A 24,570-nucleotide genomic window follows, 5' to 3' on the forward strand; every position below is an offset into this window, starting at 1 on the left:
CTCCTCTTCTACACCCGTCTGACGAGAATCTCTTCCACCTTGTGGCCTTCGCCTTTTCTCAAGATTAAATCAGACCGGAATTTTGTAGGCAGAATGTTCTCATACAAATTCGGACGGTTGACGGTCTCCCATATTGACTTTGCCATATGGTCCGCTTCTTCGTCCGCAAGGTCTTTGAATTTATGGAAATAAGAACTCGGATCTTGAAATGCCGTCTCTCTGAGCATGCGAAAGCGTTCAAGATACCATTTGATAATGAGGTCTTCTTCGGCATCCACATAAATTGAGAAGTCAAAAAAATCGGAAACGAAAACCCGCGGTTTTGTCCGGTCGTCTTCGATCGTCGGTGTCTGCAGCACATTGACGCCTTCGATGATCACGATATCCGCTTGTTCAACCGTTTCGTAAACCCCTTCCAATCTGTCGTACGTTAAATGGGAATAAACGGGTGCGCGAACGATTTCCTTGCCGGATTTTAAATCGTTTAAAAACTCAAGCAATGCTTTGACATCATAGCTTTCCGGAAACCCCTTCCGCGACATCATCTGTTTTTCTGTCAGCACCGCATTGGGATAAAGAAAACCGTCGGTTGTGATCAGACTGACTTTCAGCCGTTCCTGCAAACGGGAGAGCACCGTCTGAATGATGCGGGCCGTCGTGCTTTTTCCAACCGCGACGCTTCCGGCAATCCCGATGATGAACGGAATTTTGGCCGCGTGAGGATGGTTCAAAAAACCGTTCACCCGGGTGTTCCGTTCATATTGAGTTGTCCGGTGTAAATAAAGCAGCCTCGCCAGCGGAACATAAACGGTTTCGACTTCTTCCAAAGACAGATAGTCATTTAAACCTTCAAGCCTTTTTACTTCCTCTTCGGTCATTTCTACCGCCATATGCCCACCGAGATTTGCCCAGGCATCGCGGGTATGACTCGTATATAACGTGTGCAAATTCAAATCCTGATTCGCCATTATACTCACCTGCCCTCTGTTCAAAAGCTGTTTACTAAAAAGTGCATGAATTCCTGAGACCGCTTTATTATTATATAGAATTTTTCGAATATTTACGAGGAACAAGGTTTCAATCAAAACAACCGCCTCATCCAGAGACGGCAGATTCTGTTGTTCCAACTATTTGACACTCGCCTGCCAAACCTGAGCCAACGGGCATCCGTCGCTTGCAAAAAAAGAGCGCAAGTGCCTGCGCTCTTTTTTCAAACGACATATTTGCTTTGCCTGTGCGCCATATAATAAGTAACCGCAGACAGCAAGCCGACAGATGCGGCTAAAATGATGACGACCGGAATCATGTCCACCTTCACCGGTGTAAACAGTTTAAAGCCGCCGCTGAAACTGAAAACCGCATGCCCGAGATTAGACAGCAGGTTTTTCAAATCGAATCTCCCCAAAGCAGGGATAAGCAGGCTGTAAACGATATACAGCAAAGCAGGCGTAATAAAGCTTCTGAAGAGGACGCCCAAATAAAATCCGACCGTCGAAAAAATGAAGCTGACCGCCAGAACGACAACGAGCTGAAGCGGGATATTGCTTTTTGAAACAGCGGGTATTGTGAACTCGCCGACCGGTATGGCCCTTGAAGCCAGGGAATAAAAGACGAAGCTTGACACATATGCCGTACATACAACGGCGATCACGGCGGCAGCCATCACCATGTAAACCGAACACTGTTTGGCCAGCAGAACGGATTTCCAATCATGGCTGACAGCTTTCACTTTCACCGTCTTGAACCTGATGTCGTAAGAGGAGATATAGATGGCATACAGCGTAAAAGCCAAGGGAAAAATGATGAAGCCCATCAGCTCAAGCGTCATGATAACCGACTGCTTGGGCTCCAGATGATGGAGGGACAAGACGAAATTCTCATAGTCAAACCTTAAAATATTTTCGACGATCTCTCCGTCGCCATCCTCGCTTTTCAGCTCCCCTTCCTTCACCTTGACGGGCGACGCCAGCGCCTGCTTAATATCGATGCCGAGTTCTTTATATTCGTCTTCAGTCTTTTTAAACTGCTGATAGCTGTCAATTGTATTTTTATAATGTACATATATGTATCCGGATGAAATGAATAATAGAGGAAGCAATAACATGACGAGCATTTTAGAATATGATTGAAATGCAAGCTCTTTTTTGAAAATATTATAAATATTCTTTATAGACATCGCCCAATTCTGCTCCATTCGTTTTAAAATTGTCTATGTGGATAGCTGAACCGTCTTTCAACACATATAATTGATCGACGATTGAAGAATAAAACTCAAACTGATGGCCGGCGGCAACAATCGTCATCCTGCTCGACCAGTCATTGATCAGCGCCTGAAGCTCCATCATGGACCGGTAGTCAAGCCCGTTTGATATCTCATCCAAAAACAAATATGACGGTTTGTTTAATGCAGCGATCATTAAGGCCAGCTTTTTCTTTTGTCCGTATGAATAGGTCTTAACCTTTTTTTTCAGCAGCGCCCGGCCGAGGAACTTTTGCGATAATTGTTCCAGCTCTTCTTTGCCGGCAGGTTTATTGATCAACAGTTTAATATTTTGATATCCGCTCAGATGATCGTAAAACGGGGAATCGTCATAGATAACGTGCACTTTGCTCCTGACGGCTTCAAGCGGCTCTCCGTCGTACAGAATGCCGCCTTCGAAATGTTCCAGCTTGAGCAGGCATTTCAAGAGCGTCGTTTTCCCGGCGCCGTTTTCCCCCATCAGGAAGGTGACTTTGTTTTTTTCGATATTCATGTTGAGACGGTTGAATACCTTTTTGCTTCCATAAGATTTCGTCAGGTCATCGATTTTGATCAATTTAAAAAATCCTTTCTTGCATCAGGATGGTGTTGCAACATTCTCCATTATACAACGCTGCCATTAATTTCAAAATAGTCTTTTAGCAGCGTTGTATGAAATGGCTTACGGCAAATTAATCGTTTCCGTATTTTCCTTTTTTATTGACCCACCTTCTGTCTGTAAAGGTTGAGCTGGCGAATTCAACATCTCCCCACGGTGTAACGGTCCCGAAGCTCAGCGTTTTTTTCGCTCTCCATTTGTGAAGCCCTGAAGACTTGTAATACCTTTTAATCCCTTTTGCTCTCACGACATTCGGAAAGACGTAGCCGACATCCTGCGATCCGCTGCTTTTCGATACTTTTTTGCCGTTGTAGTACCAGTCGATATAATCTTTCGACCAGGCGAGGAAGCTTCCTCTTTTAATTGTGAGCCTTTTTCCTGCATATGCCGTCACACCGCTTTGGACAGATGCCTGTTCAGGAAGTGACTGCACGTATTCTGTCTTGGCTTCAAGCAGTTCTTTTTGCTCACTTGTCAGCTGCCCGTCCCCAGCAGCCGCAGCGAATGAGGATGGAACCAGGAGCGCCGCAGACAAAGAAAACCCTAAAATCGCTTTTTTCATTTCGTTTCCCTCCGTATTTTTGATAATTCGTATGTACGTCTTCAGCTGCCATCCATAAGCTACTGCCGCATCCAAAACAATTTAAGGTCCGAGTTCTCTCATTTTAATGGATGAAAAAATAGATTTCTAGCAGAATGGACCATTTTATCATTACCTATTGGAAATTATCACCTCCTATGTAATTGATATTATACCATATTTTTACTTATATTCAATTCCTATTATTTGGAATTTTCGTCATGAATAGCCCGCATCTTTTATAATGGGGATGAAAAAAGGAGGAAGAAGAGGAACCTATATACCTGGAAAGCGATTCTACAGCTGTTATTCGTACAAAAAAACAAAGCACCCGACAGACCGTCTACCTTCATGGAGACGGTCATATACTCTTGCTGTCGGGAACCGCCTTCGATTTGGAGGATGAAGAAGCCGATCGTGTATTTGTGAGTGCACATAGCAAAGGCTGCCTAAATCCAAGGCAGCCTCATCCTTTAAAAGTTCTTCGATTTATCGTTCGATTTGCTTTTGGAAGGAACAATCCGGTGTTCCACCTTTTCATAAAGGGACAGCATTTGATGAATAAATGACAGCTTCGGTGCTGTCCAGAATACAAACAGAGCTGACAACACGCCAAGAAGGGCTCCCGCCGCAACATCGAGCGGATAGTGAACGCCCGACCAAATGCGGGAAATGCCTACGGCAAACGCAAGCACAAGCCACAGCCAGCCCGTCTTTTTGTGAAACAGGAAGATTAAAAAGCCGATTGAAAAAAACAAAATCGTATGGTCGCTCGGAAACGAATTGTCAATTTCATGCTCTATCAGCTTGTTGACATTCGGAAGCGTGGCAAACGGTTGATAGTTGGAATGCAGAAAGCCCATGATTTTCCCAAGAATTTCGGCAATCACAAATGCGATGACTGCATAAATGACCATCAATCTGTTTTTTGTCGTCCGGGTCAGCCAATAAACGACAAGACCCAACGCGAGGAAGTACATCATATATTCGGCCAGAAAGTAAACGACCGGATTCAGCATCGAATACTCTTTTCCCAAATCATTAATGAAACGAAAAGCATCAATATTTAATTCTGAAAAAGACATGTTCCATTCTCCTTTTTTATACTTTTATCCTAAATATATCCATCAAAATTGTGCAATAAGCCTTTATCGGGATTAGGGATGTACAAACATGTGTTGCACATTCCCTTAGACTCCTCCTGCATCAATGAATATCGATTTTTTTAAAGTAAACGATTGTCGCGGCTAATCCAAGAACGGTTGTGGCGGCAACACTGATAAAAGAATATTCGGGCGGATATTCCGGAAAGAACGTACCCGAAGCGATCACCCATACCGCCGACCAGGGGAGTAAAGCGCTGTACTCCGTGCCGTATACCATAATGCTGACCATTGATATAATGATTGTAAAGATAATGGTGGGCACGTAGTTTTTAAACAGCAGTGTCACAAATATAATTGGACTGACCAGGAAGAAAAGAAGTGCCCCGCCTATCATAAATTGTTTAAACCCATCTATTAAAACCTCCGAACTGAGCCCTTCAAACTGGCCGATCAGCCCAAACAGCAGCGTCAGCACCCAGGCGATTAACGTCAGCATCATGATCCAAATGAGGAGCAGAACCAATTTGCTGACAATAAGGCTGATTCTTGAAACAGGAATCGTCAATAGATTCTTTAGCGTGCTTTCAGCGTATTCCCGATTGAATAAATATGATGTAATCACGCCATACAACGGGACTCCGATCAAAAGCACAATATACAGGTTGGTATCGGAAAAGGTCTCACTGAAGCGAATCGGTACATCAGGGTACTTGGCTTTTTTAGCCAAAGACGATATAAAACAGATGAAAGGGGCTGCCGCCGCTCCCAGGATACTGACAAGAAACATCTGTGACCGCTTAAGCTTCAGCAATTCGGTATATAGCAAATTAGCCAATCGTCCCGCCCCCAATCAACTTCACGAAATAGTCTTCAAGACTGTCTTCGCTCATCGCAATCTTCAATACGTCTATTCCGTTTTCGACAAACAATTTATTGAGCTTTCCCTGCTGGCCCAAATGGGAGTATACCCGGATGATCCCGTCCTGGTGAACTTCGTAGTCATGAATATCAAAATGCTGTTCCATCAGAACGACCGCTTTATTTTGATCGGATAATTGAAATTCCAGATATTTGCGGTTTCTTTTTTTGAGATGGTCAAACGGAATTTCTTCAAGCAGTTTTCCTTCATGAATGATCCCGACATGATCGACGAGCTGTTCGATTTCAGACAAAATGTGGCTTGATATAAAGATGGTGATGTTTCTTTCTTTGGCGAGAGAATGAATGAGTCTTCTCATTTCTTTGATCCCGATCGGGTCCAAGCCGTTTGTCGGCTCGTCCAGTATCAACAGCTCCGGATAGTGAAGCAAGGCTCTTGCAATTCCCAGCCTTTGTTTCATGCCCAAGGAAAACTTGCCGACGAGCTTTTTCGTTTCATGCTGCAGGCCCACGATCTCCAATACTTCATCGATCGCATTTTTTTTATGGATACCTATGATTTTCGCATTGATCAGCAGGTTTTCCCTTGCCGTCAAGTTCGCGTAAAAGCCGGGCACTTCCACGATAGATCCGATTCTTCTTAAAATTTCTTTTTTATTCTTGAAAAAATTCTCTCCGAAAATTTCTATCTGCCCGCTGGTCGGTTTGATCAGACCCAGCAGCATTCTGATCGTCGTCGTTTTGCCGGCGCCGTTTCGTCCCAAAAATCCGTATATATCTCCTTGTTTTACATTGATATTGAGATGGTCTACAGACTTTTGCGGCCCGTACATTTTCGTGAGATCCGTCGTTTTAATAATTGTGTTCAAAGTTGATCCACTCTCTTTCACTCGCCTTATAACTACATCATAAACAGAAGGATTTAACTTCTTCTTAACCAATTCTTAATTAATTCTTAAATGATTGGAGATGGTTTTGTTTAGGCAGCGAAAAACCAAACGTCGTTTTTTCCCACGGGACGCTCTGTGCCCATATGCGTCCGCGGTTTTTTTCGACGAGCGATTTGGCGATGGCAAGCCCCAGGCCGCTCCCGTCATCAAGGCTTCTCGACCGGTCTCTGCGGTACATTCTATCAAACACGTTTTCAATATCGTTTTCCGGAATTCCCGGACCTTGATCCCAGATGAGAAGCTGATATTCATGTTCTGATTCCGTCAGTTCGATTCCAAGTACTTTTCCCTCTTTTCCATAATGAATGCCGTTTCTCACGATGTTTTCGATCACGCGGATCAAGCTGAGCCGATCTGCAATAACAGAGCATTTCTTTTCCGGGATCTGTACATTCAAATCAATGTCATGTTTTTTCAGTTCCGGCAAAAAGTCGATCAGCGTTTCCCTAGCGACTTCGGCCAGGTCAAAAAACTCTGTTTTCAACTGGACTTCATTCGCGTCCAATTTCGCCATGTTGAATATTTCATCGATCAATTGCTTGAGGCTGTTGGATTTTTTAGAAAGGATATTGAGATATTCCTGTTTCTCTTCTTCCGAAGACGCGACCCCGTCTTTTAATGCATCAACATAGCCAATAATTGATGTGAGCGGCGTTCGGATATCGTGGGAAATATTAGACAGCAGCCGTTTTCTGGCCGCTTCCGATTTTGCGGCGTTGATTTGAACTTTTTCAAGCTGCTCTATCAATTCGTTAATGGAAAAAATGATTTCATTAAACGGCTGACCGCCTTTCGCCAGCAATCTTCTTCTTAAATTTCCATCCGCCACGCGCTTCAGCTCGGTTTCGATCAGCTTTAAGCGATCGATGAAGCGAAGCCTCATCGTAAACAGCAGCGCGGTAACGGCAAACAGAAAAATAAACAACATTGTGCTGAAAACCCCAAAGGAAGCCGTTTTCATATAGATGAACAAAAGTGCTGCAATCGCCGCACATTGCAGAATGAGAAGCAGCAGCTTTTTATCGGTCAGCATCTTTCTCACCTACAAACTTATAGCCAATTCCCCAAACAGTTTGAATAAATTGTGGATCGGAAGGGTCCGGCTCTATTTTTTTTCTCAGCCTTCTGATATGCACCATGACCGTATTGTCATCTTCTATGTATTGATCGCTCCATGCGTTTCGAAACAGCTGCGTTTTCGTAAATACCTGCCCCGGATTTGAGGCGAAAAACTTCAGCAGTTCAAACTCCTTCGCCGTCAGAGAGATCTCCTGTCCGCCCGCGGTGACCGTATATGTTTTCAAATCGATGGTCAATCCTTTAAATTGAATCAGCGATTGTTCATCGGAGCGGCTTTCGCTTCCGAGGACCAAAAAGCGCCTCAGCATGGCTTTGATCCGCGCAAGCACTTCGTTTACGCTGAAGGGCTTTGTTATATAATCGTCGGCGCCGATGGACAGTCCTAAAATTTTATCGCCTTCAAGGTCTTTGGCGGTCAGCATCAGGATCGGAACATTCGTATGATTCCTCATCCTTCTGCAGACCTCGATGCCGTCGATTTTCGGCATCATGACATCCAATATCACGAGGTGGTAATGGTTTTGTTCAAACAGCCTTAACGCATCTTCTCCGTCAACTGCCACGTCAACCTCATAACACTCTCTTTTTAAATAGGTTTTCAATAAATCTCTGATTTCTTTTTCATCATCCGCTATGAGCACTCGAATGGTTTCCACTTGGTTCACCCGCTTTTATTTTGTCTTGATAGATGTTCACACCGCAGCACCAGCTGCTGCTTGTTTTTTGAAATATTTCCTCTCTTTTCTTTGCCTTTCATTATAACAGAGAGTTGATAAGGCAAACAAAAGGCACCCTGAAAAGGATGCCGTTTTGTTCATATTTTGACAGTCTTATTGATGATATCATGGATCAATCTTGCATTTCTTTCAAGAATGTCGGGATGGGACTTGGAGATCATTTGCATATGGGTTCCGGCTCCTTGAACGACTGTAAAGGTTTTGGACGCCGCTTTTTCCCACATCATCATATTTTCATCCCGCTGATTGTCGCTTGACTTGATATAGCTGATATGTCCGTCAATTGCGCCGGTTGTAACTGTGTTTTGTATATATACATAAGACTTCATCACCAAGTCCACTAAATAGTCGCTCAATAATTTCTCTGCATCGCGGTATTTCTCAAGTTCAAATGTTTTGGATATCTCTTCTCTGTATTCCTCCTCTGTGAACTGATGTTTCTCGGCTTTTGTCCGATATTTTGAATCGATGATGATCAAATCTTCGACTTCATATCCTTGCCGGTTCAATTCTTTCGCCACATCAAATGCCAGGATTCCGCCGGATGAATAGCCGATTAATGTGTACGGCCCTTCACCTTGAATGTTTTTAATGATATCCGCGTATTTTCGAACCCTGTTTGCGGATGGAATGAAGTTGAAGCTGTACACCGAATGCTGCTTTAGAAACTTGGCCAAGCCCATGTAGGCAATGCCCATCGACGCGGCCGGCGGAAAGCAGAACAGGTTTTTGCCGCCTTCTTCCGCCCTGGTCAGCTGCATGCAATCATCTGTGTAGTCTTTCAGCAGGTCTTGTGCATGCTTCAGAAAATCAGACAGCTCTTTAATGGTCGGCTTGGAGAAAATGTCCTTAAACGGAACTCTGAAGCCAAGCTCTGCATATAGCCTAGAGACAAATGACATGATGTTTAAAGAATTCGCTCCGATATCGAATATGTTGGCGTTGATGCCAATCAGTTCGATATTCAGGATGTCTTCCCAAATGGCGGCCATTTTTTCTTCCAACTCATGTCTTGGAGGCTCATATTCCAGTAAAGCGCCCGCGCTTCGATCTGGCTCTGGAAGGGCCTTCAAGTCGACTTTTCCGTTTGGTGTCAGCGGCAGCTCATCAAGCTTCAGCAAATAGGACGGCACCATATATTCCGGAAGCTCCTTCACCAAAAACGCTTTGATGTCTTCCTGTGTGATGTCTCTTTCGGAAACGACGTATGCGCAAAGAACTTGATCGTTGCTTTGATCTGTTTTGGCGGCAACCGCCGCTTCTTTTATATCGCTGTGCCTTAACAATTGATGCTCGATTTCGCCAAGTTCGATGCGATAGCCCCGAATCTTGACTTGGTGATCGATCCGGCCCAGATACTCAATATGTCCATCCGGCCTCATTCTTGCAAGATCTCCTGTTCGATACATTCTTTCACCCGGTAAAAACGGATTTGGCAGGAATTTTTCAGACGTCAGTTCCGGTTTGTTCAAATAGCCTTTTGCGACTCCGTCTCCGCTGATATACAGCTCTCCGGCAATTCCGACCGGCTGTACTTCCTGACGCTCATCCAGAATATAGAGCTGGACATTGGAGGCCGGCTTGCCGATCGGGACAGAAACTTGCCGGTCCCGTCCGGCATCATATTGATAGATCATGCAGCCGACAACCGTTTCGGTCGGACCGTATTCATTGTAGATTTCAATGTTGTGATGAAATCTCTCCGTGATTTCTTTGGCCAGTTCCGTTTTTAAATCTTCCCCGCCGACGATCAGGCGTTTGATGCTTGATCCGCTGGCACCCATGTCTTTGACAAGGCTTAAATGAGACGGGGTTAATTTGACAATCCCGGCTTTTTGGTCTCTGAACACTTTTCGAATCAGCGGTTCCCCGTCCCTGCTATGCTGATACACAATCACCCGGTTGCCTGAGATTAATGGCGTAAATATCGATGTCACCGTTAAATCAAAGGCAATGGATGAGTAGAGGGCAAAATCAAGCTGTTCGCCTTGGACATATACACGGGCAGCCCAGGTAATATAGTTAACCAGCCCTCTTTGCCTGATCATGACCCCTTTTGGTTTTCCTGTGGATCCTGACGTGTAGATGATATATGCAAGGCTGTCGGTGTTACCCGCCAGTTCCAGATTGTCAGCCGGATAACTGCTGAAATCTCCGGTTAATTCGACGGCTTCCTGATGAAGTGTGCCCAAGTCCTGCTTGTGATCCACAAGGATGATGGCCGCTCCGCTGTCTTCAAGCATATACTTGATCCTTTCTTCCGGATAATCGGGATCAATCGGCAAATAGGCTCCTCCGGCTTTCAAAATGCCCATGATTCCGACCACCATTTCCGGTGAGCGTTCTGCCATGATGGCGACAATCGTATCCTCTTTGACTCCTTTGTCCCTGAGGTATCTGGCAAGCTGATTTGATTTTTCATTGAGCTCACGGTACGTCAGTTTGTCATTTCCTGAGACAACCGCAGCATGCTCAGGGGTTTTTTCGGCTTGTTCCTCAAACAGCCGGTGAATCGTCTGATTCGGATATTCCGCTTTCGTGTCATTCCATTCGTACAACAGCCTGTTTCTTTCAGCTTCCGAAAGGACTGTGATGTCGTTTAATGACTGATCTTCATTTTGGACGACCTGTTCCATCACTTGTTGAAGGTGTCCTTTGATACCGGCGATGATGTGGTCATGATAGATATTTCCGTCATAAGTCAATTTGATGACCAAACGTTCGCCCGGGACGGCCACAATATTAAATCCGTAATTTGTTTGTTCTTCGGCGTGAATTTCTTCAAAGATAAAACCAGCACCGCGTTTGCCGCTTGTCTCAAATGCACTCTGATCAACCGCGTAATTTTCGAAAATCAGGATATGATCCAGCAGCTCTCTTTTTAATTCACTGAGCGACTGTACTTCCGACAGATTCATGTCATGATATGTCCTGCCTTCCAAAGCCTGTTCCTGAACGCTTTTGATGAGTTCCTTAAAGCTTTGGCTTTTTTCCAGTCTAATTCTCGTCGGTACAGTGTTGATGAATAATCCGACCATTTTTTCGATTCCGGCTACTTGTGCATCCCTGCCGGAAATGACTGTACCGAATACGACATCATCCGTTTGATTGTACCTTGCCAAAAGCATTCCCCAAATGCATTGTAAAACAGTATGGAGGGTGACATTGTTACGGCTGGCAAGCTCTGTGATCCGGCCGGTTAATTGTTGCGGGAATTCTATGACGGCCTCTTTTCTCTTATATTTCGCATGTCCGGAAGAACTCGCCAAAACCGAAATCGGCGATTTTTCGGTAAAGCCTGATAAATAGTTTTTCCAGTACGCTTTTGGAGCTTCTTTATCCTGTTGCTCTAGCCACCCGATATAATCGCTGTACGGTCTTGCCTCTTCAAGCCGGTGTTTTTGCCCGCCTTCTTTCATATGATACATTTGGAACAGCTCTCCCATAATGATTCCCCGGGACCAGCCGTCAAGCAGAATATGGTGGTTTGTCCATATGAACGTATAACTGTCATCCTCGGTTCTCATTAGCGCGGCTCTGATCAATGGTTCGCTGTTTAAGCAAAAACCTTTCTCCCGATCTGCTTTGCGATACGTTTGAATCACTTGCTCCCGTTCCGCCGGACTCTGCTTTCGCAAGTCATGATAGTCAAGATTGATCTTTCTGTCCTTGATGATCACATTTCTTGGTTCATCCGTTATTTCATACTCGATCGAGGCCCTTAGAATCTCGTGTCTTTCCATGATGTCATTGAACGTTTCTGCAAACAGACGCTCATCGATCAATCCTTTCATATCGATGGCCATTTGTTCAAAGTACGCCTGTGATTCCTTGTCTTCGAGTGCGTGGAACAGCATGCCCCTTTGCATGTTGGCAAGCGGATAGATTTTTTCGATTTCCATCCCTTTATATTTCAGTTTGATTTCCTCAAGCTGATCTAAGCTGATGCCTTTGTCTCCGTAATCGGACGGCGTTTTTTCCGTCTCTTCTCGTTCCGCGCAGTGGCGAATGACCGCTTTCAAGGCTTCTTTATATTTTTGAGCAAAAGTTCTGACGACGTCTTCACTGTATGCTCTTGTGTTATAGGTCGTTTGAATGGCCAGTTGTCCCCTGAAGACCACCGCATTGATTTCGAGTGGATGTTCTCTAGTGATGCCCTTTCCGGCTGCTTCTCCCGGCGACAGGTGTGATGAAGAAAATTCTCCGCTGTTGATGTCTTCATCAAGCTGTCCCAGGTAATTGAACAAGATTGGTGATGTTGCGCCTTTTGCGATCTCACTGTCCCGGGTGAGATACTTTAAAATTCCGTAGCCGATGCCTTTGTTCGGCACGTTTCGCAAGTGCTCTTTCACCATTTTAATCGTTCTGGACATGTCTGTTTCTTGTCCCAAATCGATGAATACCGGGTATTTCGAGGTAAACCAGCCGACCGTTCTGCTGATATCGATGCCATCTGCCACCTGTTCTCTTCCATGCCCCTCCAGCGTGATTCTTAATTTATTTTGCCCGGTCATATCTCTTGCCGCCACCAGAAGCGCAGCGATCAGAAGATCGTTGATTTCGGTACGGTAAGCTTGGTTTGTTTCTCTTAAAAGCCGCGCTGTCTCCTCTTTTTCGAGTTCCGTGCTGAATGTTTTGCTGTCCTCAACTTTGAAGACACCTGCATCTTCATTCATTTCCAGGAATTTGACGTCTTCATAAACGGCCTTCAGCCAATACTGTTTTTCACCAAGCAGTTTTTCAGTTTTTGAATATTCCGTGATGTGATGTGCATATTCCTGGTAGGAAGCTGTTTTTGGATAGAACTCGACTTTTTCCCCATTTGATAACTGACTGTACCCCAGCGCCAAATCTTCAAATAATATTCTCCAGGAGATACCGTCGACCACAAGGTGATGGATGATGATCAGCAGGTGATCCCCATTATTCGTTTTGAAGAGCGCCAGTTTAACCAGAGGGCCGGTTTTAATATCGATGCTTTGCTGAAGCTCCGTTGCCAATTGGTACACTTTCTGAGGCTGGTCGTTTTCGCTCGAGACATCATAGACAAATAGGTCAAACAGCTTTTTGCCCGGTCCCCGGTTGTACTGAATGATCTTTCCGCCTTCTTCTCTAAACACCGTCCGGAGTGCATCGTGATGTTGGATGATTTCTCTGAATACACGTTTGACGATGCTCTCGTCGAATCCGTTTTTCCTATAAAGTATAACCGCATGGTTGTAATGGTTCCTGTCCGTTTTGTTCAACGAGAAATACTCTTGTTGAATCGGAGTCAAGAGAACCTCGCCCTCTACCGTTTCATATGATGCTGATTTGTCGGTTTCGGCCTTGACATATCGGCTCAAAGACTTGATTTGCGGATTTGCAAACAGATCTTTCATTTCTAGCGACAGGCCTTCTCTTGATAATCTTGAGATCATTTGCAGCGCTTTGATGGAATCGCCGCCTGCTGCAAAAAAGTGATGAGTGATCCCGATCTTGTCAATGCCAAGCACATCTTCCCATATTTGAACAAGCTTTTCTTCCGTCTCGTTCCGCGGCGGATCGTATTCCGTCTCTTTTCCCGGCTGCGGTTCAGGCAATGCGGTTGTATCGATCTTTCCGTTGGCTGAAAGCGGCATCTTCTCAATTTGGACAAATGAAGACGGAATCATATATTCTGGAAGCTCGCGCATCAGATACGTCCTGATGTCCTCGAACGGTAATTCGGCGTTTGCTGTGAAATAGGCGCACAGCTGTTTTGCACCTTTATGGTCTTCCCTTGCAGCAATAAAGGCTTCCTTGATATCATCATGAGCCAACAGCCTGTTTTTGATTTCTTCCGGTTCTATTCTGTAGCCCCTTACCTTGACTTGGCTGTCCATCCGTCCTGCAAGTTCGATATTTCCATCGCTCAGCCTTCTGGCAAGGTCCCCGGTCCTGTACATTTTTGTATGCGGTGCAAACGGATTTTCGACGAATTTTTCTTTCGTGATATCCGGTTTGTTTACATAGCCGCCTGTCACTCCGGCGCCTGCGATGCAGAGCTCTCCGTACACACCTTCCGGAAGCAGTTTCATATTTTCATCAAGCACATATGCATTCGTATTATGGATCGGAGTGCCGATAACCGGATATTCTTTGAAAGAATTGAGGTGTTCCGGGTCGATTACTTTAAAGACTGAGCCGATTGTCGTTTCCGTCGGGCCATAATGATTCATGACTACATGATCGGGATATTGGTTGTAAAATGTCTCAACATCCCTTGTATTGATCATCTCCCCGCCCAAGACGACCAGCCTGAGAGAAGCGCAAGGTTTTTCGGCGGAAAAGCCCGGATCATTGACAAAAATGTTAAACAGAGACGGCGTCAGTTTGATATAGGTGATGCCGTTTTCTTTGATATACTTTAAAGCCCGGTGCGCATTTGTATAGCATTCTTTTCGTGCGATATGCAGTTCGCTTCCGCTTAACAGCGCCGAAAAGATGCTCGTATAGCCCAAATCGAACGCATATGAAGACACAAGCATGGCTTTGTCGTTTTCTGTAAGACCCGCTTCCTTCATAAACCATGCTGTATAATTCACCACATTCCCGTGTCTGATAAATACGCCTTTCGGCTTTCCGGTGGAGCCTGATGTGTATATAATATATGCATTCTGATCGGCTGCACCCGATGTAGACAGGTTTGACGCGGCCTTCGCATCAATCAAACCGTCGGCAACATTGACGATTTCTCCAGCGAACGCGACGTTTTCTTTGACAGAGCCTTTGACAAGCAATATTGCAGCTCTGCTGTCACTTAAAATCTCATTCGTCCGTTTGGCCAATTGCTCCGACTCGATCGGCACGTAAGCCGCTCCGGCTTTCAGTACCGCCATCATGGAAATGATCATCTCAAGCGATGGTTCAATCATGATCGCTACAGGCGCACCGGCGCTTGCTCCTTTGTCTCTCAAAAGCCTTGCCAATTGATTTGCTTTTTCGTTCAGTTCCCTGTACGTCAGCTTTTCATCCGCAAAGACCACCGCTGTTTGCTCCGGCGATTTGCCAGCCTGATGCTCAAACAGCTGATGAACCGTTTGATCTTTAGGGTAATCTGTTTGTTGTCCTTGATTCTGATCCCGAAGCACTCGCATTTCTTCATCTGACAGCATGTTCACGTCGCTCAACGGCATTTGCGGATCGTTTGCCGCTTCCTTTAAAATATTGATCAAATGGCCCGCCATTCTTTCAATCGTGGACCGCTTAAACAATTTTGTACTGTAGTTGAAAACACATTGAATGCCTTCATTTGTCTCAGCGGCTGTCAGCGTCAAATCAAATTTTGAGATGTTCACCTCGGTTTGGAGTGGCTGGAATATCAAGCCATCGATGTCCGCTTCATCGCCGTCGAAGTTTTGCAGAACAAGCATGGTATCAAACAGCGGGTGTCTGCTCATATCCCGTTTGACATCAAGTTTTTCAACCAGTTCATCAAATGGATAGTCTTGATTTTCATAAGCTTTCAGCGCCGTTTCTTTAACCTCTTTTAAATATTCGGCAAATGGCATGTCTCCTTTTGGATGGTTCCTCATCGCCAGCGTGTTGATAAACACTCCGATGACATGTTTCAAATCGCTGTGATGCCTTCCCGCGATCGGTGAGCCGACAACGATATCCTCCTGGCCTGTATACTTCGCCAAGAGCGTTGTGTATCCCGCCAAAAGCAACATATACATCGTCGCGCCGTTCTCTTTCGCCAGTTTGTTCAGCATGGCGGACGTTTCGCCGTCTATTTCAAACTGAACGATATCTCCTTCAATCGAACGCTTTTGCGGACGTTTTTCATCCGCCGGCAAATTCAGCACCGGCACTTCACCTTGAAAAACGTTGAGCCAGTAGTCTTCCTGGCGTTTAATCTCATCTTTTTGATAAAAAAGTTTTTGCCATTCTGAAAAGTCTTTGTACTGAATCGTTAACGGCTGCAATGTTTTCCCCTCATACAACTCGGCCAGTTCTCTTGTGAAAATGGCCATGGATACCCCGTCTGAAATGATATGGTGCATGTCGAACATCAGTACATGTTCATCTCCACTCGCTTTTAATACTTCCACTCTTAAAAGCGGCGCTTTTTCCAAAGCAAACGGCTTGATGAACGCTTTGATTTTTTCTTCCAGCCGGTCCTGTCCGAGTCGTCCGTACTTCACTTTAAAATCGACTTCTTTTTCGATTTTTTGTACAGGTTCGCCGTCAACCATCACAAAGGCCGTCCTCAAGGCTTCATGTCTTTCTATCAATTGCCGAAAAGCATCCTCGAACCGGTCGACATCAAAATCTCCTGCAATTTTCATGGCGAAAGGCATGTTGTAAGAGAGGCCGCCTGGTTCGATTTGATTAAGGATATACAGCCTTCTTTGTGCGGATGACAATGCGTAATACTCTTTCTCTTCCGCTTGTGTGATGGACGCATAAGGGCTTTCTTTCATGGATTCGATAAAATCACCGATGTCTTTGATTGTTGGTGTTTCGAATATTTGTCTTAAAGGGACTTCAATCTTCATTTCTTTATGCAATTTTGCAGTCAATGCCGCAGCTTTTAAGGAATGGCCGCCAAGTTCAAAGAAATTGTGGCTGATTCCGATGTTTTCGATCCCTAAAACGTCCTCCCAGATTGAGACAAGCTTTTCCTCTGTGCGGTTCCTCGGTGCTTCGTACGTCGCTTCACTGATTGTGCCGCTAGGTTCAGGGAGCGCTTTTCTGTCGATTTTGCCGTTTGCCGTAAGCGGCAATTGATCGAGCTTGACAAAGTATGACGGCACCATGTAATCCGGCAGTTCCTTTAACAAGCATTTTCTGACGTCTGCAACGCCGGCCGTTTTGTCCGCGACGATATATGCGCATAGGTATTTTCCGCCGGCTTGATCTTCCCGCGCCATAACTGCCGCCGCGTCAATGCCTTCTATTTTCAGCAATTGGTTTTCGATTTCGCTCAGTTCGATTCTGAATCCGCGGATTTTGACTTGGTGGTCGATTCTTCCTAAATATTCGATTTGGCCATCAGGTAAAAATCTTGCGAGATCCCCCGTCCTGTACATGTTTTCTCCTGGAACAAACGGGTTTGGAACAAATTTTCCAAGCGTGAGGTCAGGTCTGTTTAAGTATCCGCGGGCAAGGCCTTCCCCGCTCAGACAAAGTTCACCGGGTGTGCCCAACGGCAGCAGTTGCTGGTTGTGATTTAAAATATAAGCCTTGTGATTGCTGATCGGCCGGCCGATGACGACTTTTTCGTCATCTTTTTGCAGCTCGCCCCGCGTTGAGCAAACGCTGTTTTCCGTCGGTCCGTATTCATTAAACAATTTGACGTTCGGCAGCTTTTCAAAATGCTGCCGGATCAGACTTTCATTGAAGCCTTCCCCTGCGACCGTGATAAATCTTAAATCCTCTAAAGGCTGCTCAATCGTGTCGAGCAGGCTTAGATAAAAGCTCGGAACGGCCAGCAAGTTTGTCGCTTTATGCGTTCGCAACGCACCGATGATCTCACGCGGATTCATCCGCAAATCTCTAATTAAAACCAGCTTCGCCCCAGATATAAGCGTCGTGAAAATATCTTCAACAGAACTGTCAAATGAAAAGGACGGCACTTGAAGTGTGGCATCGGCTGTACTGTAGCCATACGATTGTTTCCTCCAATAAAGCGTATTAACAATTGATTGATGGTTGACCATGACACCCTTCGGCTTTCCGGTCGAACCTGAGGTATAGATGACATAAGCCATGTCAGAAGAACCGCTCGTGTGCTCTAAGTTCTCTGTGGCTTTGTCTTTTGTCAGCCCTTTTTCGTTCATATCGATACAGGTGAGATCAACGTCAATCTGTTTGTCCGCCTTTTTCAGCAGGATGCTGATGCCGCTGTCTTCGATCATGTATCTGATCCGGTCTTCCGGATATTCGGGATCGATCGGCAAGTATGCGCCTCCGGCCTTCAGCACCGCCAGCATTCCGACAATCATCTCCACAGAACGCTTTGCCATAACGCCGACGATCATGTCAGGTTTTACGCCTTTTTCCCTTAACAGTCCCGCCAGCTGATTTGACCTTTCATTCAGTGCTTTGTACGAGAGCTTCTCCTTTTCAAATACGACCGCAGTATGCCCAGGCGTCCGTTCCGCCTGTTCTTCAAATAATTGATGGATCGTTTTATTCCTTGGATAATCTGCGTTTGTCCGGTTGAACTCATATAGAAGCGTCTTTCTTTCTTCCTCCGCCAGCATGTCAATCTCTGCGATTTTCCGGTTCTCATTTGCCGTCACTTGCTCAGCGACCCTTTTGATATGACCTTCGATATTGTTGATGATATCCCTGTCATAGACATTGCCGTCATATGTCAAAACAAGGGTGAGCTCTTCGCCAGGAGTCACCGACATGCTAAAGCTGTAATTGCTTTGTTCCGCAGCGCTGATCTCATTCACCTTAAAGCCTGTCTTCATTTGACTCTCTTCAAAGTCCTGTTCATCAGTTTCATAGTTCTCAAATACGAGAATATGATCGATCAGATCTTTCTTTAAGCTGCTCAAAGCCTGGACTTCAGCGAGATTCATATAGTTGTAGCGGTTGCTTTGAATCGCATCTTCCTGAACCTTTTGCAAACATTCGTTAAAACGCGCCTGCTCATTGAATCTGATTCTTGTCGGGATGGTGTTGATAAACAGACCGATCATGTCTTCGATTCCGTCTACGTTTGCTTCCCTGCCCGATACGACCGTTCCAAACACGACATCATCGATCTTATTATATTTCGTAAGCATCAAGCCCCAAATCGTTTGAATCACCGTATGAAGCGTAACACTGTTTTTAGCAGCGAGCGCCTTCAATTGTTTTGTCAGCTGTTTTGACAAATGGATGACCTTCTCCCGGCGGTCATACAGGCTGCTTTTTTTGCGTTTTGTTAATGTAGGCAGCTGTGCCTGTTCCTCATACCCTTTTAAATATTCGCGCCAATATTGACGGCCCTCTTTCTGATCCTGTCTTTCAAGCCACTTAATATAATCGCTGTACGGCTTCGTCTCCTTTAATGGACTGGCTTTGCCGGTCATCCGGTTTTCGTAGATGACAAACAGCTCACGCATGATGATGCCAAGGCACCAGCCATCGAGTAAAATATGGTGATGGCTCCAGACAAGCCGGTACGAGCGCTCCGCCGTTTTCAGCAAGTAAGCCCTCATTAACACATCTCTGCTTAAATCAAAGCCTTTTTTTCGATCTTCATTGATCAATCTCTCAATGAACATTTCCTGTTGCTGTGCGGAGCTTTTCGCGATATTGAAATAGGTGAAATCGATGCTGCGGTTTTCGATGATGATCTGCCTCGGTTCTTCAACAATTTCATATTCATAAGAGGCCCTTAAGATTTCATGCCGTTTCATGATGTCATTAAAGCTTGCCTCAAGAATCGCCGGATCGACATATCCTTCAATATCCATGACCGTCTGCTGAAAATATGCATCTGAGGTATGATCCTCGATGGCATGGAACAGCATACCTTTTTGCATGTTGGCAAGCGGATAGATTTTTTCAATGACGCTACTGTATTTTCCTTTGATTTCTTCAAGTTCGTCTAAACTGATATTTGTATCTCCATAGTCGGACGGCGTTCTTTCGCTTTCCGTCTGTTGCGTGCAGTGCTTAATGATTTGTTCCAGGCGTTCTTTTAATTGATGATTCAGCCGGCTGATCGTATCTTTTTCGTATTCCATTTGATTAAAGGTTGTATGAATCACCAGCTCATGATGAATCACGATGGCGTTGATTTCGATAGAATGACTTCTCGCGATTTTTCCGCCGATGCTTTCCCCTTCGGAGAAGCTTGAGCCGGAAAATTCGCCGCGGTTCATGTCGGCATCGATCTCGCCTAAATAGTTAAATGAAATCCGGGCCTTTTCTTCGTTGATAAAATCCGGGTCTTCAGCCATATACTTTAAGAGTCCGTAGCCGATTCCTTTATTCGGTATTTTTCTCAACGTTTCTTTGACCATTTTGATATGTTGGGAGAGGGCTTTTTCTTCTCCTGCATCAAGAAGCACCGGATACATCGTCGTAAACCAGCCGATTGTTCTCGTGATGTCAACGCCTTCTAAAATATCTTCCCTGCCGTGGCCTTCCATCATGACCTTCAGTTTGTTTTCCCCTGTGATGTCCTTTGCTCCGGTTAGTAATGCCGTTAACAAAATATCGTTGATTTCGGTGTTGTAGGCTCTGTTCGTGTTTCGCAAAAGGTCCGCTGTTGCCTCTTTGCCGAGCTTGATGCTCAACGTCGTGCTGTTTTCGTATACATCTTCCTTTAATATGTTCTTTGGCGGAATAAACCGGACACGTGCCTTGGCAACGTTCCGCCAATATTTGGCTTCCTTCAATAAGGTTCGGCTGCGGGCGTATGCTTTTAACCTGCGGGCGAATTCTTGATAGGAATCCGTTTTGTAGCCGATCTCGAGCGTTTGCCCCTTTAATGCCTGACTGTACAATGTTTCGAAGTCCTCAAACAGTATTCTCCACGATACACCGTCGACGACAAGGTGATGGATTACAATGAGCAGGTGGTCGCCCTCATCAGCCCGGAAGATGCTGAGATGAACAAGTTTTCCTTTTCTGATCGATGTTTGTTTTTGAATGCTTGTCGCCAGCTCATACACCTTTTCCGCTTGACGATCAAGCCCTCTTACATCATAAACATCCAGGTCGAACAGGTCTTCCTGAAAGCTTCTGTTGTACTGAATGAAGTCCCCGCCTTTTTCCTCATAGATCATCCTTAACGCGTCGTGCTGCTCCATTATTTTATTGAAAGTCTTTTTGACACAGCTTTCGTCAAATCCGCCCTTTCTGAAGAGCACAAATGACTGGTTAAAGTGATCCAGCTCTTCTTTGTTATTAGCAAAATACCATTTTTGGATCGGAGTGAGTTCTGCATGTCCCGTGACGATTGTATTGGCATTTTGCCGCTGTGATTGTTTTTTAACATACTTGGAAAGATCCTTGATTCTCGGATTGGCGAACAGATCCTTCATTTCAAGCTTCAGGCCAAGCCTGGACAGCCTTGAGACGATTTGCAACGCCTTGATCGAATCTCCTCCTGCTGCAAAGAAGTGATGGCTGATACCGATGTCTCCGGCACCGAGAACATCCCTCCAGATGTCAACGAGCTTAGCTTCTGTGTCATTCCGCGGTGCTTCGTATTCCGCTCCTGTTGCGACATGTCTGTCAGGTGCAGGGAGGGCTTTTCGATCGACTTTATCGTTTGCGGTGAGCGGCAGCTTATCCAGTCTGACAAAATAAGCCGGAATCATATAGTGAGGGAGCTCTTTTTCGAGCCATTCACTGAGCTCGGTTGATGTCCAGTCTTCTTTGGAGACGATATAAGCGCACAAATAATCGCTGTTGTCATCGTCCTTCCTGGCTATAACCGCCGCTTCGTCGATTTTGTCAAGCTTGAGCAATTGATTCTCGATTTCTCCCAGTTCAATCCGGTATCCGCGTATTTTCACCTGATGGTCTATTCTTCCTAAAAACTCGAGATGTCCACCGGGCAGCCATCTGGCCAGATCACCCGTCCGGTACAATCTTTCCCCTGATACAAACGGATGTGAAATAAACTTTTCGGCTGTCAGTTCCGGCCGGTTTAAATACCCGCGTGCAAGACTGATTCCGCCGACGCAAAGCTCTCCAACAACGCCTGTCGGCACAGGCTTCTGGTTTTGATCCAATACATATACGTTTGTATTGTCAATCGGACTGCCGATATGAGGACGACCGGATCCTCCGTAAACCCCCGCCGTTGCACAGACCGTCGTTTCCGTCGGTCCGTAGGCATTGATAAACAGCCGATTTCCGAACCACCTTTTTGCGAGTTCTTCAGTGCAAGCAGAGCCCGCGGAAACGATCACTTTGAGGTTTTCCAATCTGAATTCATCCAACACATTCAGAACGGTCGGCGGCAAAGTCGCATGAGTGATGTCATACTGTCTTATAAAGCTTGTTAACGGCTGCCCCGGCATCATTTCCTCCTGCCGTCCCAACACTAAAGCCGCCCCGGCTGCCAGCGCCGGAAAGATTTCAAATGCTGACGCATCAAATGATAGTGAAGCAAATTGAATCACTCTGCTGTCCGTGTTTAAATGCATCAATTTGACAACTGCTGAAACAAGATTGCTCAGCCCTTTTTGTTCGATTAAGACGCCCTTCGGTTTTCCTGTGGACCCTGAAGTATAGATGATGTAAGCCAAATCCCCGCTATGGCTGACAGGCTCCAATTGAGCCGCATCCAGGGCGGCAATTTGTTTATCGTGAATATCAATGTTGATCATGCCGGCCTCTTTGATAAAGGACCGTTTTTTGATGAGCGCCTCTTCCGACAGAAGAAACTTTGTTTGGCTGTCGCCTAGGATGTATTTGATCCTGTCTTCAGGATATGCCGGATCAAGCGGCAGGTACGCGCCTCCGGCCTTCAAAATTCCCAGAAGGCCGATGATCATCTCGGGAGAGCGGTCCACCATGATGCCGACGGCTGTGTCCGGTTTAACCCCTTTGTCTCTTAAAAACCGGGCCAGCTGATTTGACCTCTCATGCAATTGTCGATATGTCAGCTTTTGATCTTCAAACACGACCGCGGTTTGGTCAGGCGATGTCTCCGCCCGCTCCGCAAACAGCCGGCAAATGGTTTTGTCTATTGGAGCATCAGTTTTCGTATCATTAAACCGATATAACAATGTGTTTTTTTCGTCTTCTGACATGGCCTCTATTTGATCAAGCCGCTTGTCCGGCCGATTGGAAATATCCTCTAAAGCACGGACGAAATGCGCCGCCATCCTTTCGACCGTTTCTCTTTTAAACAGCTTTGTACAGTATTCCAAATCAAATTCGATCTTCGAGTCTTTTTCGATTGCCGATAAAGTGAGGTCAAATTTTGAAATATGGATGTCGCTTTCAAACGGTTCAAATGTGAGCCCTTCTATTTCAGCATCCGCTTTTTCCAAGTTTTGCAGGACAAACATCGTATCAAACAGCGGATTTCTGCTCATGTCGCGTTCAAGGTCAAGCTGTTCGACAAGATCGTCAAATTGATAATCTTGGTTTTCATACGCCTTCAGCGCCGTCTCTTTTACATCTTGCAAAAATTCAGCGAATGTCTTGTCGCCCTTCGGATGATTTCTCATCGCCAGCGTATTGACAAACATTCCGATTACATGTTTCAGCTCGTGATGTTTTCTTCCTTGAATCGGCGTTCCGATAATCAAATCTTCCTGTCCGCTATATGTTCTAAGCAAAACCGTATACGCCGCCAGAAGAAGCATATACATGGTCGCTCCGTTGTTTTTGGCGATCCGCTTGAGCTTCTTCGTCAATTCGCCGTCGATTGCAAAACCGATTCTATCGCCTTCAACACTGTGTATTTGCGGCCTCGGGTAATCCGTCGGCATGTTGAGGACTGGAATCTCGCCTTTGAAAATATTGAGCCAGTACTCTTTTTGCCTTTTCATCTCATCTTTTTGATAAAAAGCCCTTTGCCATTCTGAATAGTCTTTATATTGGAGGCTGAGCGGCTCCAGTTCTTTTCCGCCGTACAAATCGCAAATTTCTTTTGTCAAAACCCCCATCGATGCGCCGTCTGAAATGATATGGTGCATATCAAACAGAATGATATGTTCCTCGTCGTCAACCTTGACCACCTCTGTTCTAAAAAGCGGGGCCTTTTTTAAATCAAACGGTCTGACAAATTGTTTGATGATCTCTTGAATGGATAGAGACTCTATTTCGCTGGATTTGATGCTGAAATCTACTTCTTTTTCAATCTTTTGAACTGGCTCTCCATCCGCCATCAAGAAGGACGTTCTAAGCGCTTCATGTCTTTGAATGACAATTTGCAATGCGTTCTCAAACCGGCGTATATCGAAGGAGCCCTTGACTTTCATGGTAAAAGGGATGTTGTAGGACAATCCGCTCCCTTCGATTTGACCTAGAATGTACAGTCTTTTTTGCGCGGATGAAAGACGATAGTATTCTTTTTCTTCCACTTTTTTAATAGATGAATCAACACTATCTTTTGTCGATCTGATATATTCTCCCAATCCTTTGATTGTCGGCGTTTTAAAGATTTGCCCAAGAGGGATTTCCGCTTTGAGCTCCTTTCGGATTCTTGCCGCCATCGCGGCCGCTTTGAGAGAATGTCCCCCCAGCTCGAAGAAATGATCGTTGATACCGGCCTTTTCCACCTTTAAAATATCACGCCAAATTGCTGCCAGCTTTTCTTCCGTTTCATTTCGCGGCGCCTCATACTCACTTTCCGCTCCCATCGTTCTGTCCGGCTCAGGCAGGGCTTTTCTGTCCACTTTCCCGTTTTTGGTGAGCGGCAGCTTGTCCATGTTCACGAAA

At 45.4% G+C, this 24,570-nt stretch carries 10 protein-coding genes; all 10 read right to left on the bottom strand.

The annotated features are described in order from the left end of the window. Window positions 1-8 precede the first annotated feature (8 nt). Window positions 9-968, bottom strand: a complete 960-nt coding sequence (gene coaA, locus LQ247_RS15675; RefSeq protein ID WP_020452068.1) for a type I pantothenate kinase — start codon at window positions 966-968, stop codon at window positions 9-11. Between the two features lie 242 nt (window positions 969-1,210). Further along, window positions 1,211-2,176, bottom strand: coding sequence for an ABC transporter permease (locus LQ247_RS15680; RefSeq protein WP_023855957.1), 966 nt, complete (start codon window positions 2,174-2,176; stop codon window positions 1,211-1,213). Further along, a complete protein-coding gene (locus LQ247_RS15685; RefSeq protein ID WP_023855958.1) occupies window positions 2,154-2,816 on the bottom strand; it encodes an ATP-binding cassette domain-containing protein in 663 nt (220 codons plus the stop codon). Before LQ247_RS15685 ends, LQ247_RS15680 begins: the two co-directional genes overlap by 23 nt. Window positions 2,817-2,931: 115 nt before the next feature. Then, window positions 2,932-3,420 (bottom strand): hypothetical protein, encoded by a 489-nt coding sequence (locus LQ247_RS15690; RefSeq protein WP_023855959.1) that lies wholly within the window; start codon window positions 3,418-3,420, stop codon window positions 2,932-2,934. 491 nt (window positions 3,421-3,911) lie between these two features. Continuing rightward, the gene (gene bcrC, locus LQ247_RS15695; protein WP_023855960.1) at window positions 3,912-4,523 is read right to left on the bottom strand and encodes a bacitracin resistance undecaprenyl-diphosphatase BcrC; all 612 of its coding nucleotides are present in this window, start codon (window positions 4,521-4,523) and stop codon (window positions 3,912-3,914) included. A gap of 121 nt (window positions 4,524-4,644) precedes the next feature. Further along, on the bottom strand, window positions 4,645-5,379 hold the full coding sequence (locus LQ247_RS15700; protein ID WP_145930203.1) for an ABC transporter permease: 735 nt from the start codon (window positions 5,377-5,379) through the stop codon (window positions 4,645-4,647). Beyond that, window positions 5,372-6,292, bottom strand: coding sequence for a bacitracin resistance ABC transporter ATP-binding subunit BcrA (gene bcrA / locus LQ247_RS15705; RefSeq protein WP_023855962.1), 921 nt, complete (start codon window positions 6,290-6,292; stop codon window positions 5,372-5,374). Before bcrA ends, LQ247_RS15700 begins: the two co-directional genes overlap by 8 nt. Before the next feature lie 79 nt (window positions 6,293-6,371). Further along, complete coding sequence (locus tag LQ247_RS15710) at window positions 6,372-7,406, bottom strand: sensor histidine kinase (protein ID WP_023855963.1); 1,035 nt, start codon at window positions 7,404-7,406, stop codon at window positions 6,372-6,374. After that, entirely contained in the window at window positions 7,393-8,109 is a 717-nt protein-coding gene (locus LQ247_RS15715) for a response regulator transcription factor (RefSeq protein ID WP_025811198.1), read from the bottom strand. Before LQ247_RS15715 ends, LQ247_RS15710 begins: the two co-directional genes overlap by 14 nt. 158 nt (window positions 8,110-8,267) lie before the next feature. After that, window positions 8,268-24,570, bottom strand: a 16,303-nt coding sequence (gene bacC / locus LQ247_RS15720) for a bacitracin non-ribosomal peptide synthetase BacC (protein WP_231006244.1), incomplete at its 5' end; no start/stop codon positions are given.

Source organism: Bacillus sp. BS3(2021), assembly GCF_021043345.1.
In the GTDB taxonomy this organism is placed as follows: domain Bacteria; phylum Bacillota; class Bacilli; order Bacillales; family Bacillaceae; genus Bacillus; species Bacillus paralicheniformis.

Bases quoted from the DNA above. Each gene is read 5' to 3' on its own strand.
- coaA (WP_020452068.1), bottom strand. From the start codon at position 968: ATGGCGAATCAGGATTTGAATTTGCACACGTTATATACGAGTCATACC.
- LQ247_RS15680 (WP_023855957.1), bottom strand. From the start codon at position 2,176: ATGTCTATAAAGAATATTTATAATATTTTCAAAAAAGAGCTTGCATTT.
- LQ247_RS15690 (WP_023855959.1), bottom strand. From the start codon at position 3,420: ATGAAAAAAGCGATTTTAGGGTTTTCTTTGTCTGCGGCGCTCCTGGTT.
- bcrC (WP_023855960.1), bottom strand. From the start codon at position 4,523: ATGTCTTTTTCAGAATTAAATATTGATGCTTTTCGTTTCATTAATGAT.
- LQ247_RS15710 (WP_023855963.1), bottom strand. From the start codon at position 7,406: ATGCTGACCGATAAAAAGCTGCTGCTTCTCATTCTGCAATGTGCGGCG.